The following is a 16,276-nucleotide window of genomic DNA, read 5'->3' as shown; positions in this document are numbered from 1 at the left end:
CCCACGCCTGCCCCGATGACCGCCCCGGCCGCACCGCCGCGAAGGGCGGCCTTGGCCGATTCGTCGAAGGCCGTGGTGGCCTCGGCCACGTCGGCGGCCTGATACGGCGGATAGGGGGCGTATTCCCGTCCCGGGGCCATCCCCCGGACCTCGGCCGGATCGACGAGGGGATAGCCGGGGGTCTTGTTGCGCAAAATGATGAGCACCGGCATGAGCCCGGCCCGGGAAAAATCCAACCCCTGACCGTCATCGGCATAGCCCTGGGCGGCCACATCCCACCAGGCCGTGGACACGGCCCCGGGGATGACGGCGGGTTCGGCCAGGACCAGGGCGGGCGGCGGCGGATAGCCCATGACGCAGGAGGTCAAAAGGACGGCCGACAAAACCAGCGCCGCCAGGGAGGCCACGGCGCGGCCGGGGCCGCGAAAGGGACGGTTCATGATCGGGTGTTTCTCCGTTGCGGCATGTAGGGGTTCGCGCCGCCAGGGCCTGACGGCGCGAACGCGGGGCGGATATTACTTGCAGAACTTTACGGAGTCCATGATCTTGCGCAGGGTGGCCTCGGAGGCCGCGAAGTCCTTGTTCTCGCTGTAGGCCATGATATTCATGTAGAAATTCTGACCGTCATAGCATTGCCAGATGATGCGCTGAAAATCGTTTTTCTGGGGCGCTTCGACAATCTCCCAGCCGATGACCCCGCATTTTTTCTTGGCGTCCCCGTCATCGCGGCGCTTGGCGGCCAGAAGCTTCTTGATGGTCACCCGCTCCTGGTCCTGCTTGAGCCCGGCGGAGACGGCCGAAGCCCGGGGAAAGCTCGGGACCATCTGCTCGGCGTGGAACGAAAAGCCCATGGTGTTCTTCATGTACCGAAAGCCCACGCTCTCGGAATCGGGGCTGCCCTCCACGATCTCCCACCCGGCCGGGATGGTGAATTGCAGATTGCGGGCGGCGTTGGTGTAGGTGGTGTCCTGGGTCAGCACCTTGCCGCCGGAGGCGGCCGGAGAGGCTGCGTCCGGCGCGACGCCCGGTTTCTTGCCCGTCGTTACGGCATCGAGGCCTTGTTTGATGATGCCGAACTGGGCAAAGGCCGTCGCGCAATACACGAGCACAACGGCGAACATCACAAGCAGGGTACACCCCGTCAGTTTCGCTCTCATACCCACCACCTCCATGTTGGCGTTGTACAAAAAATCGGCACATCTCCTTGTTCCGGTTGGTCCCGCCGGGCGGGAAAAACAACGGGGCAAAGCCCCTACGACACCAGCACTCCGGCATACCCCACCACGTGCCGCATGTCCCCGGAGGTCTCCCCCGAGGTGGCGTAGGCCGTGACCTCGGCGGTGTGCGCCCCCAGTTCCAGAGCCAAAAAAAGCCCCAGAGTCATGGGCAACACCCCGCACATGGTGATGCCCCGGTCCCTGACCACGGAAAAAAGCCCCATGGGCCGAAGCGCCGCGATCTCCGCCAGGGCCATGGCGTCCTGGCTTTTGGCCGTGTCATGGCTCACGTAGTGGCTCATGTCCGAGCTGACCACAATGGACACCGGGCCGGGCCGGGCCTTTATGACCCCGGCCATGCTCATGGCCACGTCGGCCAGGACCGTGGGATTGAATTCGGCCACCACCATGGGCACGATGCGCGTGGCCGGGTTTTTGCCCATCAAAAAAGGAATGACCACCTCCAGGGAATGCTCCCCCAGATGCGCCGTGTAGTCCGCCGCCAGACGCGAATCGGCGGCTAAAAGATCCCGGGCCAGATCCTCGTCCACATCCAGGCCGCCGCCGGGGATCTCCCACCTTCCGTCGGGCCATACCGCCAGCCGCTTGCCCCGGCCGGTATGGTTGGGCCCCAAAAGGATCACCGTGTCCGCCAGCTTGGCCTGGCCCAGGGTCTTCCCGGCCACGGCCCCGGAATAAACATATCCCGCGTGGGGAACCATGGCCAGGATGGTCGGCTCCTCGCGCAAAGAACCGGCCACATCCAGAAAGGCCGCCACGTCCTTGGCCAGAGTCGGCCCGGCGGGATAAAACTGCCCGGCCACAAGGGGTTGTCTGTTCATTAGTCTTTGCGCCTCCCGATTTCCCGGTCAGTTCGCAACGTCATTGTTCCACCATGATGAGAATACGGCGTCTTCGCGGTGGGCGCAACATCACAGGTCATTCCCGCACCCGTCCCGGCCCGATACGGGCGTACCGCGACGGCCGGGCCTCACCGGATGGCCCGACGCCCCCCTGTCCCGGCCTGGTCGGCATCTTCCAGGAGGCTGCCGATGACCCCGCGCAGGGCATCGGCCTGCTCGGTCAGGGCATGGATGTCCGTCACGGTCTCCTCCATGGTCGAGGTGATGTCCAGGGCGATGCCGTTTATCTCCTCGATGGCCCGGTTGATCTCCTCGGAGGCGGCGGACTGCTCCTCGGCGGCCGTGGCGATGCTGTTGATCTGCCCGGCCGAGGATTGGGCGCTGTCCACGATCTCCCGAAGCATCCGGCCGGATTGTCCGGACAGTTCCGTGGCCTCGGTGATGGCCTCGGCCGCGCGCTCCATGCCCGTCACGTTTTCCCGGGCCACGTTCTGGATGGCCTTGATACTGTCGCCCACCTCCTTGGTGGCCCCCATGGTCTTCTCGGCCAACTTGCGGACCTCGTCGGCCACCACGGCGAATCCCCGTCCGGCATCCCCGGCCCGGGCGGCCTCGATGGCCGCATTCAAGGCCAAAAGATTGGTCTGGTCGGCGATGTCCAGGATGACGGTCATGATCCGCCCGATATCCTCGGCCATGCGCCCAAGCTCGGTCATGTTCGCGGAGAGGGTCTGGGCCTGTTCCCGGATGGCCCGCATGGAGGTCACCGAACCGTCCACCACGTCCTGCCCTTCCTGGGCCTTTCCCCGGGACGATTCGGCCTCGGTGGCCGCCTGCCCGGCGTTTTTGGCCACTTCGAGCACCGTGGCGTTCATCTCCTCCATAGCCGTGGCCGTCTCCTGGATACGGTCCCGTTGATGCACGGTGCGCGTCCGGATGGCCTCGGCGCGGCCGGAAAGGGCCTTGGTGGAGCCGGTCATGGCCGCCGCCACGGATTCCAGGCGCCTGGCCGCGTCGGCCATGCCTTCGGACTTGGCCGCCTCGGCCCGGCGGGAGGCCTCCTCGGCCAAAAGCTTGGCCTGGTCGGCCTGTCTGGCCTTTTCCTCGGCCAGGGCGGTCTTGGCCGTGATGTCGCGGATGTTGTCGCGCAGGGCGTCGGCCATGGTGTTCAGGGCGCTCTCCAGCCGGGCGGCCTCGTCCTTGCCTGCACCATGCAGATGGACGTCGAGATTTCCCGAGGCGATATCCTGGGCGGCCGTGGCCGCCTCGCGGATGGGCCGCACGATGCTGCGGGCGATGGCGATGCAAAGCACGGCCAGGATCGCGAAGACGACCCCCACGGAACCGAGGATGACGCGTAGGATGGAGGAGGTGGAGGCGTCGAGGACACCGGCGATGCGGGCTTTTTCCTTATCGACGTTGTCGATGTAGACACCCGTGCCGATCCACATGTCCGTGCCGGGGATCATTTCGGAATAGCTGAGCTTGGGCTGGTCGCCCTGGCCGGGCTTGGGGAACACGTATTCCACGAACCCGCCGCCGCTTCGGGCCCGGGCCGCCAGTTCGCGAACGTAATACACCCCGCCCGAGTCCTTGTTTTCGCCAAGATCCTTGCCCTGGATCTCTTTTTTCGGCGGCAGGGCCACATTGACCGTGCCCTGGTAGACAAAATAATATCCCGACTGGTCGTCCTCAAAACGGATGGAGTCCACCATGCCCCGGATCCGTTCCACCCGTCCCGCCGGGTCGGCCACCGTCCCGACAGCCTGCCCCAAGGCCAGGGCCAGGGCATGCGTCCCCACCTGGAGCTTCTGCTTCTGGCCTTCGAACATGGCCTGTTGCGTCTCCCGCACGGCTTCCTCTTTCATGCGCGATATTCCCGAGGAGAAGGCCCAGACCACGGCAGCGACAAACAACGCCACAAGCGCCAAGAGGCAAAAGAGCCGACTGGAAATGGAAAAACTCCGCAGCATGGAGGCCTCCTTCGTCAGAACGCACTTTTTTTCATACCCTCATGTACAAGATCATGCCGCGTCCGTCCATGTACGGATGCGTATTTCGCCTCAATGTGGAGAAGACTCGATCAGCGCGCCGATGTGAAGCGGAGGCGGCAGGATAAACGCAGGGAGGATTTTATCGGCTGGCGGCCGCGCCCGGGGGAAACCGACCCGTGCCGTTCCCCCCGGAGTTGACGCGAATGCGGCGTCGATCACCGCAACGGCGAACGAGAGGGGCAAAGACCGGCGTCGGCAGGAACGCGGCGGCGTCCCTCGGCGTCGGCGGCCTTGAGGGCGGCCTGGATCAGGGACGGGGATATCTCCACCGGCTCGTTGTGGATGCTTTCGCCCGGCGCACAGCTTTTTTCCGCAACGCGCAGCAGTTCCTGGTCCGACACGCCCGCAAGGCCCAGATCGGCAAAGGTGGTGGGCAGGCCAAGGCTGGCGCACAGGGCGTAGACCTCGTCCACAAGGGCCATGGGCGCGTCCGTGAGAAAAAGCGAGGCCAGCACCCCGAAGGCCACCTTCTCGCCATGGTGCAAGCCCCGGACGGCAGGCAGGGCCGTCAGGCCGTTATGGATGGAATGGGCCGCGCCCAGCCCCCCGCTCTCGAAGCCCAGGCCGCTTAAGAGCGTATTGGCCTCCACCACCCGCTCCAGGGCCGGGGTCGCCACCCCGGCCTCGCAGGCCGTGCGCGCGGACAGGCCGAAGTTCCGGACGGTCTCATAGCACAGCCGGGCCAGGGCCAGGGCCGTCATGGAGCCCGCATCGCCCGCGATGTTGCGCCCCCGGCCTTTGCGACAGGAGTCGGCCTCGAACCAGGTGGCCAGGGCGTCGCCCATGCCCGCCACCAGGAACCGGGCCGGGGCGCGGGCCATGACCTCGGTGTCCACGATCACCACGTCCGGGTTGCGCGGCAGCACATCCGCCCGCAAGAAAACGCCGTCCGGGGAATAGACCACGCAGACGGAGCTGCACGGAGCGTCCGTGGAGGCGATGGTGGGGACCACGACCACGGGCAGCCCGACCCGGGCGGCCACGGCCTTGGCCGCGTCCAGGGTCTTGCCGCCGCCCATGCCGGTCACGGTCTGGGCCCCGAATTCCCGGGCCAGGCCCGAGAGGCGTTCGATTTCCTGGTCCGTGCACTCCCTGCCGAAGCGTTCCGTGCGCACGGCCCCGGCCTGTTCCACCCCGGGCAGCACGGGGGGCAGCAGATGTTCCAGGGGATGCGGGGAACAGATGAGAAAGTGCCGTGTCCCCAGGCGGGCCAGTTCCCCGCCCAGGCGGGACAGGGCGCTACGCCCCTGCACGTAGCGTCCGGGAAAGAGTGTGGTGCTGATCATGCGGCTCCTCTTTGTTTTCGGCGGCGGTTTTGCGGTCCATAAACGCCTCGGCACCCGTCCGGACGCCGCCGGAAGAGGGCGGCGAGCCGTCCAGGCCCGACGGGTATGTCCCTTCGGTTCCTCAAATCGAGGCATATACCCCTGCCCTGCGTCTGGTGACAAGGACGACGGCGGCCATGTCCTCCGACGAGACCACCCAACCGGCCATTCCCCCTTGTCATTTTCCATTCGGGAACATAGGTTGGCGCAAGGGCCGGTCGCAGCCGTGCCGACTTCCGGAACCACAAGACCAAGGGCGGATGATGAAATCCCAGGCGCTCGAATTCCACAAGGCCCTCTTCGAGGAGCTCGACACCAGCCGGTTGCAGCAAAAATTCCTTTCGGCCCTGCTCGAAATGCAAAATGTCGAACGCGGCTCCCTATGGATCGCCGAGGATGGCGGATACCGGTGCATCGCGGCCGTGGGCACGCAAAGCGCGGACATCGCGGGCTACGTCATCCCCAAAACCGCCCAGAGCATCGTGGCCTGGGTCATCGACAACGGACGCATGACCATCGCCGAGGCCTACAAGGACAAGCGCCATTTCCGGGAGGTCGAGGCCGGACTCGACGTCAAAAGCACGCTGATTTTGTGCTATCCCCTGATCCTGCGCGACGGCCGGGTCTACGGCGCGGTGGAGATCATCGACACCGCCCACGGCGGCAGTCGGCTCAACCTGCACAAGGACTACCTGGAGCTCATGGAGGATCTGGTGGCCATCGGGGCCATCGCCCTGGGCAACGCCCTGGCCTTTGCCGACAAGCGGGACGAGAACGAGAAACTGCGCCGCATGATCGCCGACCTCAACGTCGACACGCTCATCGGCCAAAGCGACGCCTTTCTGGCGGCCCAAAAATCCCTGCGCGACTACGCCAAAACCGACTTCCCGGTGCTCATCACCGGCGAGTCCGGCACGGGCAAGGAGCTGGCCGCCCGGGAGATCCACCGCCAAAGCGCCAGGCGCGACGGCCCCTTCCTGGTGCAAAACGTCAGCGCCATCCCCGAAACCCTGCTCGAAAGCGAACTGTTCGGATACCGCAAGGGGGCCTTTACCGGCGCGGACAAGGACAAAACCGGACTCTTCGAGGCCGCCTCGGGCGGCACGGTGTTTCTCGACGAGATCGGGGACATGGCCCTGTCCCTTCAGGCCCGCATCCTGCGGGTCATCCAGCAAAACGAGATCAAGCCCCTGGGCGGAACCGGGTCCAAGCGGGTGGACGTGCGCATCATCTCGGCCACCAACAAGGATCTGCGCCAGGCCATCGCCGCCGGGACGTTTCGCGAGGATCTGTTCTACCGGCTCAACGTCCTGCCCCTGCCCCTGCCGCCCTTGCGCGAACGCCGCGACGACATCCCCCTTTTGCTCAACTATTTCCTGCGCCGCGACGCGCAGCGCATGGGCGTCGCCCCGAAAAAATGCACCCCCAAGGCCCTGCGCCGCCTCACGGACCATCCCTGGAAAGGCAACATCCGGGAGATGGAAAATCTTGTGCGCTACCTCCTGGCCACCCTGCCCTGCGACACCATCGACGACACCGATCTGCCCGCCGCCATCCTGTCGGCGCCAGCCCCACTCCCCGAGCCCCCCCGGACGCCGGGCGACCCCGGCCGTCCTGCGGCCCACGCCCCGGCCCCCGAGATGTGCGAGCAGACCTGGGAAGAGGTGGAACGCGGCTATGTGCTGGCCCTTTTGGAAAAATGCCGCTGGAACATCACCCAGGCGGCCTCAAAGGCCGGGGTCAACCGCTCCACCTTCGATTCGCGCATCAAAAAGCTCGGCATCCGCAAAAAATGACGCGAGCTACGGGGCCTGAAACGACGGCCGTGGGCCCTCGCCGCAGACGGTCCCGGGGTGATGTGTCCGCGTCCTCGTCGCCCACGGGAGGCCCATGACGGCCGCGCGCACGAAAGCCCCCCGGGCCTCCCCCCGATTCAGGGAAGACGGCCGCAGGGTCGTAACGCCCAGTCGGATCGTGGGGAATCAGTTGGCGGAGAAGGCCAGGGCCAAGATCACCAGGATGGTCGCCGTCGTCATGAAGATGCGGTTTTCCCGGATAAACGCGCTACGCTTGTCCATAAGGAACTCCACCATCCCCAGACGTTCGCCCGGGCGGTTTTGCATGTGCGGCAGCCTGTCCAGGTAGTGTTCCAGATAGGCTTTTTCGTCGAGCATGAGCAAAAAGATCCGGGGCCGGAAATAGTACTGATAATAGGCAAAAAACACGGCCACATACAGGGCCAACCAAAAAATTACCGTTCCAAGCGCGATCATTGACGCTCCTCCATGGGGGAATGCGGCCGCTGGCCGCAAACAAAAATCCTTTCACATTTCGACCGCAAAGACAACCCCGCAGCAACGCGACGCCGCCTGCCCGCCCGCCGAGGCTGCCGCCTTGCCTGGCCGCCCGCTCCCGTGTACCCCTTGTCCATGTCCTCCACCACCCCCCCCCTGACGGCATCGGATCGCCTCGCCCTGTGGACGGCCACCCTGGGGCCCGTGGGCAGGTTCCCGGTCACGCCGGGCACGGCCGGGTCCGCCGTGGCCGTCCTGGCCGCCCCGTGGGTCTTTTTGCCCCTTGGCCCGACAGGTCGGCTGCTGGTTTTGGCCCTGGTCTTCGTCCTCGGCGCCCTGGCCGCCTCCCGGGCCGAAATCCTCCTTGGCCGCAAAGACCCGGGGCCCGTGGTCATCGATGAGGTGCTCGGGCAATGGATGGCCCTTTTGCCCCTGTCTGCGGCAGAGCCATGGGCCATGCTCCTGGCCTTTGTGCTGTTTCGCGTCCTGGACATGACCAAGCCGCCGCCCATCCGCCAGTCGGAACACTGGCTGCCCGGCGGCTACGGCGTCATGCTCGACGACGCCCTGGCCGGGGCCGCCGCAGCCCTTGTATTGTGGGCCATCTGGTAGAAAAAAAACGCCGGGCCGCGCAAAATCGTCAGGCAAATGTCGATAACCCGTCGAAATCGCGGCGACTCATTTTTCTTTACAGCGGCCTATGGCCGGGCTAGAAAGGAATCAATGCTGGGGAAGGTCCCCTGCAGAGTGGCGCAACCGGCAACGGAGGATAGCAGACGTTAATTCCATCCCGCATACCGGGCGACTGAGCGCCCCCTGATTCGCCCAGACGCGCGAACGTTCCCCAAGCCCAGACGGGCGCCCCACGGGGAGAACTCCGGTCACCGGAAAAAGCGCGGAAAAGGGCGAATCTTTTTGCCCGCACACATCCCGACGGCCTTCATCTGGCCACCCTGCCCCTCCAAGACCTTCCACATATCCGACCCAGGCCTACACCAGCCCCGGCCCCGACGGCGGGACGACGGCATCCTCCCGCCCGTGCCCCACGCCAGAAAGCCACGGCAACGTCCGGCCTTTCTTCAGGCAAACGCATGCGGGCCGCCTTCCCGGCTCCCCCGCGCGCTCCATGACGACGTCCTCCCGGCAACCGCATGGCGGGCCGCACCCCAGGCATCGCCCCGAAAAAATGCCTCCAACAGGCCTTACGCCGCCTCACGGACCATCTCCGGGACAACATCCGGGAGATGAACATTTCGGTGCGCTCCCTCCTGGCCACCCTGCCCGGCTGGGTGCGGACGGCAAAATGGCCGGGGCGGCCGAACATCGCTGTCCGGCCGCCCCGTCGCCGACGTCACCCCGTCATTTCCGTCGCGGACCTGACCATCAGGCCCGCAGCCCGGGCGTCAGAAACTATTCATGCACTGGTTGAGGCCGTTGTTGCAGCTGGCGATGCACATGGCCCGCTGGGAAGGATTCGGGAATTGATTGCACACGGCCACGCAGTTGCTCCACTGGGCGTTGCAGTTCTGGCGTCCCCGGCTCTGCCGCCTTTCATCCGCCTGATAACCGTGACCGCCACCGTAATATCCGCCCCCCCCGTATCTGGGAGGCGGTGGCGGCGGCGGGCCATAATAATAGGGATCGCCGTAATACGGGTCAGCCACCTCCACGCAGGACACGGAAGTCAAGGCGATGAACAGGGCGGCCAGCAACAGGCATCCCCGGAGAAGACCTTTTTTCCCAAACATAGCTGTCTCCATGAATTGGTTCGTTGGCGGGAACAACCGGTCGGCGCTTCAACGCTCGCCGGACGATACGTCCATTTCATGATCGCACACGCTCCGGCGGCGCGCCTGTCGCCATACGCTCCCGGCTGCCCCGCCGCACGGCGCGTGGACCCAGCCTCATGAGTAAGCCGCAACAGCCCCGGAGGCAACCGTTTTCACCAAACGTGCGGCAGGGTTGCCGACCATCCCGCTCATGTTGCGTCCGTGACGTCCCGTTTGACCATAGGGGGGTGGACATCTACCACGTCCTGCTCAAAATCCTGAGAGCCTCCCCGCTGTTCTCGTCATGCCCCCTGTGTTTTTGTCCCGCGCCAGCCGGTCCACCGGTCACGGCGCCGGGAAACTGATCCGCTCCATTCGCCCGGCGCGCTTGTCGACAAATTCCGGGACATTGCAGGCCAAGCCGGGCTCCCCGAAGCGGTGCAGCATGACCGGCACGCTGTCTCGGCCCTGGCGATCGAAATGCGTGATCCAGATTCGGCTGTCCGCACCTGTCTCCTTGGACACGAAAAGCAGCCAGCGGCCATTGGGCGAAAAGCTGTGCCAGGAATTCATCACCCCCAGATTGCACGTCATCCGGCGCGGCACGCCGCCGGTCGCCGGGATCGCGTACAGACGGCTGTCGGGTTGCAGCACAAGCCCGCTGCGACTTTGGGTGAAGACGATCCACCGGCCATCCGGGGAATAGCGCGGGTTGTAGTTGCTCATGCCGTTGCCTCCGGCCCCGGGCAGGGGTTCGGCCACAGCCGGGCGATCCCGATGGTCCGGATCAAAGGGGACATGGTAGATGTCAAATTGCACGGGATAGGCCGCGTTGAGTTCGTGGAGGGAGGCCTGCGGCCGGGCAAACACATGACCGGTCCCCAGCTTTTGGATCAGTTCCCACTGTGTCGCCGTCCGGGCGAAGGCGATATGCCCGCCATCGGGGCGGATGTCCGCGCAGGTCTGGACGTAACCGGGATCGTCCGCCCCGGGCACGGGAAAAAACCGCCCCTGCGCCCTGGAATAGGCGACCAGGACGCCCCGATACGGGAAAAAAAGCTGCGAGGAATACGGATCATCCATTTTGATCAACAGCGCGATTTCATTGACCGTGCCGATCACATGCCGACCGTCCGGAGTGATGCGGGCATACAGCCCGGTGGTCTGACGATCATCGATTTTTGGGAAATCGTTCCAACTGAGCAGTTCGCCAGCCGTCAGATCCATCTCCCGGCGCGTGTCGGCCAGGATGTAGCCGCCCTTGTCCCCGGCGTGGTCCAGGTCCATGCCGAACACCATGCCGTCCCGGGAGAAACTGTGGCATCCCACGCACCCCGGCACGCCCTGGAAAAGCGTCCGGGGCGGCTTTGGCGAGGCGGGATCGCCAAGACGCCCCCCGAGAAGGTCCAGGCGCTTTTGGGCCTTTGAAAAAACCGGCGGCAACTGCCGGTACATGATCAGGGCGTCGATCCTGTCCCGGGAGCTGGCCACGGAAACCACATCCTGGGAGACGATCTCGAGGGTTTCGGCATCGATCCCATAGACGGTGATCGGCACGTCGTGGCCCAGAGAGGCCTCCCGAACGGGCTTCCACACCGCCTCGGGCGGCTCATAGGACGGTTCCCGGCACAGGACATACAGCGCCCGTGCCGGGGAAATTCGAAAGGATACCAGCCACAGGCCGACCTGCGGATGGGACTCGACCCAGGTGATCACGGGCGGGGCCAGGTCGGCCGGAAAAAGCGCCCCGTGCAGGGGGTGCATGATGCGCAACGACTCCACGAAGCGGCCGGGATCATATCCGGCCGCAAACAGCATGACCGCCTGGCGCACCTCCGGGGAGTCCACAGGGGCGTCCGCCGTCGCCGCGAAACAGACATCGCCGGGAGAGAGGCCCACCGGGGCCTCGGGGAGCCCCACCGCCTGGCCGCTGCGGACAACGCCCAGCAGCATGAGCAAAAAGGCGATGGTCCGGATCTTCATGGCCTGCCGCCTTAATATCCGCCGCCGCCGCTTGATCCGCCGCTGCCGCTGTTCGTGTCCCGGTAATCGTCGGGAGGCCGGATTCCCGCCCCAAGACTCTTGGGCTTGTCCGGCGGGGCGGCAGGCGGCGTCCCGCGTGAAGAACCCGGCGGGTACGGCGGGGCGGTCACCGTCCGGGGGGTATAGCCCGGCGTGGGGCGTCCGGGGGTGTAGCCGGGGGTGTAGCCGGGGGTGGGCGGCTTTGCGGGCGTGGCCGGATGGTAGGGGAACCACTTCAAGCGCATGTCCATTTTATCTTTATAGGGCTTGTCCCCAGGCTGGGGAGGCAGAGGCGGCTGAGAGCTGGTTTCCTTGAGATCGCCATACCGGCCGGAAAACTTCTTGTCCCAGGCCTTGAGCAGCTTCTGCTGGCGCTCCCGTTCGCGTTCGGCATCCTGGGCCGCCTTGGTGGCTTTCGCCAAGGCGTCCGTATCGACAGCCAGTCCGCCAAAGGTACCATAGGCGGCCCCCCGGGCATCATTCAAATTGCCCCGGCGTGACGCCTCCAGGGCCTTTTCCCGCTCCTGGCTGGCCTTGTACTGATCGTACAGCCGCCTGGCATGGGCATCGTCGGCAGACGGGGGAGGCGGCTGGGCATGAACCAGGGCGACCTGGAAAAAGCCTGAAAATCCGATGGCAAGGGCCAAAAGCAGAAAGACCAGGGGGGGAGTCCCCCAAACATTCGATCTCATGGCGCCCTCCATACATTTCGAACTGTTGTGGTCTCTTCCACACTCCAGAGCCTTCCGTGCGTCACGGCTGCCGCCGACCAAAACGCCGCCGCATCGGGGCGGGTTTCGCGGGCAGGGATATCCGATTCTCGATGGCAAAACTACCAGATGCCACGCGCCGTGTAAATCAACGAACTCTTTTTGCAGAAGGCGCCACAGAGCAAGCCCCCGCCCGAATGCACACGCACCGGGCGAAAGTCCTGCGATGAAAAACGGCTCTTTTCCGGGGAGGCGCCCCCGGCGCCCCGTCTATTCTTTGGAGGCGTGGCTGGAACGAAAGAGAATCCGGAGCGGGGCCATGGTCAGTCCGAAAAGCCGCCGCAACTGGTTTTCCACATATTTGGCGTAGGATGGCCGGACCCGCTCGGTGTCGTTGACGAAGAACACAAAGGTGGGCGGCTCGGACGCCGTCTGGGTGAGATAGTAAAACTTGGCGCGACGTCCCTTGATCACCGGGGCCTGATGCTTGTCCAACACCTGGCGCATCATTCGATTGAGCTCGCCCGTGCCCACCCGGGTGGCGCATTCGACCTTCATGGCCCGGGCCGTGTCCAAAATCCGGTCCAGGCCCTTCTTGCGCAGGGCCGAGACGTAGAGCACAGGCACATGGGGACAAATGCGCAGTTCGTCCTTCATGTCCTTTTTGAGCTCCAGCATCTTGTCCCGGGGGATCAGGTCAATCTTGTTGATGACCACCAAAAACGGCGTTTTTTCCTTGTCCAAAAAGGCGATGAGCTTTTTGTCCTGCATGCCCACGCCGCCCACGGCGTCGATGACCAGCACAGCCACATCCGCCCGCTTGGCGCTTTGCAGGGACCGGGTGGCCGTATGGCGCTCCAGTTCGTCGTCAATGCGGGCCTTCTTGCGCACCCCGGCCGTATCTACAAAGATATACGGCGTGCTCCCGCGCGTGAACGCCACGTCCACGGCGTCGCGGGTCGTTCCCGGCGCCTCGCTGACAATAAGCCGCGTCTCGCCCACCAGGGCGTTGACCACGGAGGACTTCCCGGCGTTGGGGCGGCCGATCATGGCCAGCCGCAAGGGACGCGGCGCGGCCTCGGCCGCCGCCGTCTCCTCATCCGTCAGCGGGGCTTCGTCCGCCTCGGGCTCGGGCAACAGATCGGCGATGATTTCCCGCAGCTCCGGGATGCCCCGGCCATGGGCCGCGGAAACCGGCGCCAGGGGAAACCCCAGGGAATAAAAATCCGCCGCGAATTCCCCGGCCCGCTCCTCGCCGTCGGCCTTGTTGACCGCCAGAAGCACCGGCTTGGCGCTTTGGCGCAAAAGCTCCGCCACATCGTGGTCCAGCCCTGTCAGGCCTTCCCTCGCGTCGGCGACGAACAACACCAGATGGGCCTGGCTGATGGCCATGCGGGCCTGGTCCATGACCATGCGGCCCAGCTTGTCGGGATCGTCAAGGACCATGCCGCCGGTGTCCACCAAGGTCACCTCGCGGTCCTCAATGATCGCCCGGGTCTCGAGACGGTCCCGGGTGACCCCGGGACGGTCGTGGGTGATGGCCTTGGTTCGCCGCGCCAGGCGGTTGAACAAGGTGGATTTGCCCACATTGGGACGTCCGATAAGGGCGATGACCGGCGGCATGGTGTCTCGTTTGTTCATGTTGCCGGGCCGAAAAACCGGCCCGTACGTTACGCGTTGTCCCCGCAGGGACGTTTCTTTCAGGACCGGGGGCCACGCCCCCTCCCGCTTCGGTATCCGTTGTGGCCTAGTATGTCCCGGAACGCAACAGCCCGGCGATCTCCGCCGCGACTTTCTCCCCGGACAGAAGCATGCCGCCGAAGATCGGGCCCATGCGGTAGGAGCCGAAGCTGGCGTTGGCGGCCATTCCGGCCACGTACACCCCGGGGAACACCTCGCGGGTGTTTTTTACGGTATTGGTCTCGGCCACCTCGGCCCACATGGACTGCTCGCCCTCGATGCCTCCGGACGGCGTCAAAAGACGCACGTCGTTTTTGCGCACCAGGGTCTTTAACACCTCGACATCATGTCCCGTGGCCTCGATGATGAACTTGGTGTGCAACACCAGCGGGTCCACATGCAGCCCGGCGATCTCCACCGGCGAGGAGTTGATGACCAGCCCGCAAACGCGTTTGACGCCGTTCACCTCGCGCAGGACCACATCCTCCACGCTCATGCAGTTGAACACCTTGGTCCCGGCCAGGCAGGCCCGGGAGGCCAGGGTGGTGGTGCAGGCCACGGCGTCGGCGGTGTAGTATTCGTCGCGGAAGTGCTTCACCGGCACGCCGATCTCTTCCAGCAGGTGTTTGCTCTCTTCCTGGACCACGATATAGTTGAAGGTCATGCCCCCGCCCCACATGCCGCCGCCGATGGACAGCTTGCGTTCGAACAGGGCGACCTTGAAGCCGTCTTTGGCCAGCCGGTAGGCGGCGGTCAGGCCCGACGGCCCCCCGCCCACGATGGCCACGTCCAGATCCAGACATTCCTTGAACTTCTCGAAATACTCGGTGAGAATGGCCTCGGTGATGATGCGTTCGTTCAGCGCCATATATCCTCTCTTTTGGCGGTGTGATGTCTCCGGGAGCGTTGCGGCGGCCGGGCGTCCGGCCGGTTACGCGGTCCCGATCCTGTCTCTTATGTCCTGTATGTACGGGGCGCGCAGGAGCCCCTTTTCCGTGGCGATGCCCTGAATCAGCTCCGCCGGGGTCACGTCGAAGGCGTAGTTATAGACCGGTACGCCCTCGGGGGTGATCTGGTGCTCCCCGATGTGCGTCACCTCCCGTGGCGTTCTGTCTTCAATGGGAATCTCGTTCCCGCTTTGTATGCGCAGGTCGAAGGTGCTGGCCGGGGCGGCCACGTAAAACGGCACGCCATGGGCCTTGGCGCAAAGGGCCACGGTATAGGTGCCGATCTTGTTGGCCGCGTCGCCGTTGGCCGCAATGCGATCCGCGCCCACCACCACCTTCTGGACCATGCCCCGCTTCATCAGATGCCCCACGGCGTTGTCGCAGGCCACGGTGACGTCGATGCCGTCCTTGTGCAGTTCGTAGGCCGTCAGGCGGGCGCCCTGCAAAAACGGCCGGGTCTCGTTGGCGATGACCTTGATGCGCTTGCCCTGCTCCACCGCCGCCCGGATCACCCCCAGGGCCGTGCCGTAGCCCGCCGTGGCCAGAGCCCCGGCGTTGCAGTGGGTCATGACCGTGTCGCCGTCGTCGATGGCCTCGGCCCCGAAGCGGCCCATGGCCTTGTTGATCTCGATGTCCTCGGCATGCACGGCCTTGGCCTTGGCCAGAAGCCGGGCGGACAGTTCCTCGGCCCCGATCTCGCCTGCGGCGGCGGTCTCGGCCCGCATGAGCTCCACGGCCCAGCGCAGGTTCACGGCCGTGGGACGGGCGTTTTCCAGGTCGCGCCAAAGCTCGGCCAACCGCACCCGCCAGCCCGGCCCGGCCTGATCCATGGCCTGGCGCAGGGCCAGCCAGCAGCCGTAGGCCGCTGTCACGCCGATGGCCGGAGCGCCGCGCACCACCATGGTCTGCAGGGCGTAGATCACGTCCTGGGTGGTTTTGCAGAGAAAATATTCCTCGCGGTTCGGCAGGATGCGCTGATCCAGGAGGACAAGCGCCTGCTTGATTTCCGAAAACTGAATGTGGTCGGTCATGGGGTCTCCACAGCGGTTTGTTTCGGGTCTGGCTCGGAAACAGGGTTCATGGCCGGGCTCGGGGTTTGTCGACGCGGGTCGGCGCCAGCAACGCTTCGCGCAGCCGCCGCCCCGCGCGCAAACCCGTCGCCCGGCCTGGACAGGCGGGTGCTCACAACAGCTTCTTTTCCCAGCCTCGTCTGGAGCGCGGCCGTCGCCCAGCCTGGGCATGCTGTTGCCTGGTCAGCTTTTTTTCCCAACCTGAGCGTCTGTATGCAGGCGCCCATCTTTTATCCAGCATGACAAAAACCGCCCCCGCATCCCCTATCCAGGGGGTCCGGGGGAAATGATTTCCCCCGGCGGGAGAGGGGTCCGGGGAGAGGGC

The 16,276-nt window shown here is 65.2% G+C and carries 13 protein-coding genes and 1 pseudogene; 2 read left to right on the top strand and 12 right to left on the bottom strand.

Translation table 11 applies throughout. From position 1 onward, the window contains the following. From V3572_RS11365 to V3572_RS11345, 5 genes and pseudogenes are all read right to left on the bottom strand, one after another. Positions 1 to 440 (bottom strand): annotated as a pseudogene (locus V3572_RS11365) (hypothetical protein); the annotation flags it as partial. 75 nt (positions 441 to 515) lie between these two features. Next, positions 516 to 1,157 carry a hypothetical protein gene (locus V3572_RS11360; RefSeq protein WP_332111111.1) on the bottom strand — a complete coding sequence of 214 codons (642 nt, stop codon included), beginning with the start codon at positions 1,155 to 1,157 and terminating at the stop codon, positions 516 to 518. 95 nt (positions 1,158 to 1,252) lie between these two features. After that, positions 1,253 to 2,059, bottom strand: a complete 807-nt coding sequence (amrB, locus tag V3572_RS11355; protein ID WP_332111110.1) for an AmmeMemoRadiSam system protein B — start codon at positions 2,057 to 2,059, stop codon at positions 1,253 to 1,255. A gap of 149 nt (positions 2,060 to 2,208) precedes the next feature. Beyond that, entirely contained in the window at positions 2,209 to 4,053 is a 1,845-nt protein-coding gene (locus V3572_RS11350; protein ID WP_332111109.1) for a methyl-accepting chemotaxis protein, read from the bottom strand. Positions 4,054 to 4,289: 236 nt separating this feature from the next. Further along, positions 4,290 to 5,420, bottom strand: coding sequence for a glycerol dehydrogenase (locus tag V3572_RS11345; protein ID WP_332111108.1), 1,131 nt, complete (start codon positions 5,418 to 5,420; stop codon positions 4,290 to 4,292). Between the two features lie 302 nt (positions 5,421 to 5,722). Between V3572_RS11345 and V3572_RS11340 the strand changes: the two genes are divergently transcribed. After that, positions 5,723 to 7,255, top strand: a complete 1,533-nt coding sequence (locus V3572_RS11340) for a sigma-54-dependent Fis family transcriptional regulator (protein WP_332111107.1) — start codon at positions 5,723 to 5,725, stop codon at positions 7,253 to 7,255. 186 nt (positions 7,256 to 7,441) lie between these two features. Here V3572_RS11340 and V3572_RS11335 read toward each other — a convergent pair whose 3' ends face one another. Then, a complete protein-coding gene (locus tag V3572_RS11335; RefSeq protein WP_332111106.1) occupies positions 7,442 to 7,732 on the bottom strand; it encodes a hypothetical protein in 291 nt (96 codons plus the stop codon). A 156-nt stretch (positions 7,733 to 7,888) separates the two neighbouring features. Between V3572_RS11335 and V3572_RS11330 the strand changes: the two genes are divergently transcribed. Continuing rightward, on the top strand, positions 7,889 to 8,365 hold the full coding sequence (locus V3572_RS11330) for a phosphatidylglycerophosphatase A family protein (RefSeq protein WP_442877378.1): 477 nt from the start codon (positions 7,889 to 7,891) through the stop codon (positions 8,363 to 8,365). A 791-nt stretch (positions 8,366 to 9,156) separates the two neighbouring features. On the opposite strand, the gene V3572_RS11325 is transcribed toward V3572_RS11330, so the two are convergent. From V3572_RS11325 to mtnA, 6 genes are all read right to left on the bottom strand, one after another. Continuing rightward, complete coding sequence (locus V3572_RS11325; protein WP_332111104.1) at positions 9,157 to 9,501, bottom strand: hypothetical protein; 345 nt, start codon at positions 9,499 to 9,501, stop codon at positions 9,157 to 9,159. Positions 9,502 to 9,867: 366 nt separating this feature from the next. After that, on the bottom strand, positions 9,868 to 11,505 hold the full coding sequence (locus tag V3572_RS11320; protein ID WP_332111103.1) for a TolB family protein: 1,638 nt from the start codon (positions 11,503 to 11,505) through the stop codon (positions 9,868 to 9,870). Between the two features lie 11 nt (positions 11,506 to 11,516). Next, positions 11,517 to 12,236 carry a hypothetical protein gene (locus tag V3572_RS11315; protein ID WP_332111102.1) on the bottom strand — a complete coding sequence of 240 codons (720 nt, stop codon included), beginning with the start codon at positions 12,234 to 12,236 and terminating at the stop codon, positions 11,517 to 11,519. Between the two features lie 288 nt (positions 12,237 to 12,524). After that, the gene (gene der, locus V3572_RS11310; protein ID WP_332111112.1) at positions 12,525 to 13,877 is read right to left on the bottom strand and encodes a ribosome biogenesis GTPase Der; all 1,353 of its coding nucleotides are present in this window, start codon (positions 13,875 to 13,877) and stop codon (positions 12,525 to 12,527) included. Between the two features lie 124 nt (positions 13,878 to 14,001). Further along, positions 14,002 to 14,802 (bottom strand): sulfide-dependent adenosine diphosphate thiazole synthase, encoded by an 801-nt coding sequence (locus V3572_RS11305; RefSeq protein WP_332111101.1) that lies wholly within the window; start codon positions 14,800 to 14,802, stop codon positions 14,002 to 14,004. A gap of 63 nt (positions 14,803 to 14,865) precedes the next feature. Beyond that, a complete protein-coding gene (gene mtnA / locus V3572_RS11300) occupies positions 14,866 to 15,912 on the bottom strand; it encodes an S-methyl-5-thioribose-1-phosphate isomerase (RefSeq protein ID WP_332111100.1) in 1,047 nt (348 codons plus the stop codon). Positions 15,913 to 16,276 lie beyond the last annotated feature (364 nt).

The organism is Desulfolutivibrio sp. (assembly GCF_036584575.1).
Lineage (GTDB): Bacteria > Desulfobacterota > Desulfovibrionia > Desulfovibrionales > Desulfovibrionaceae > Desulfolutivibrio.
This window is presented reverse-complemented; position numbering and strand designations above follow the sequence as displayed.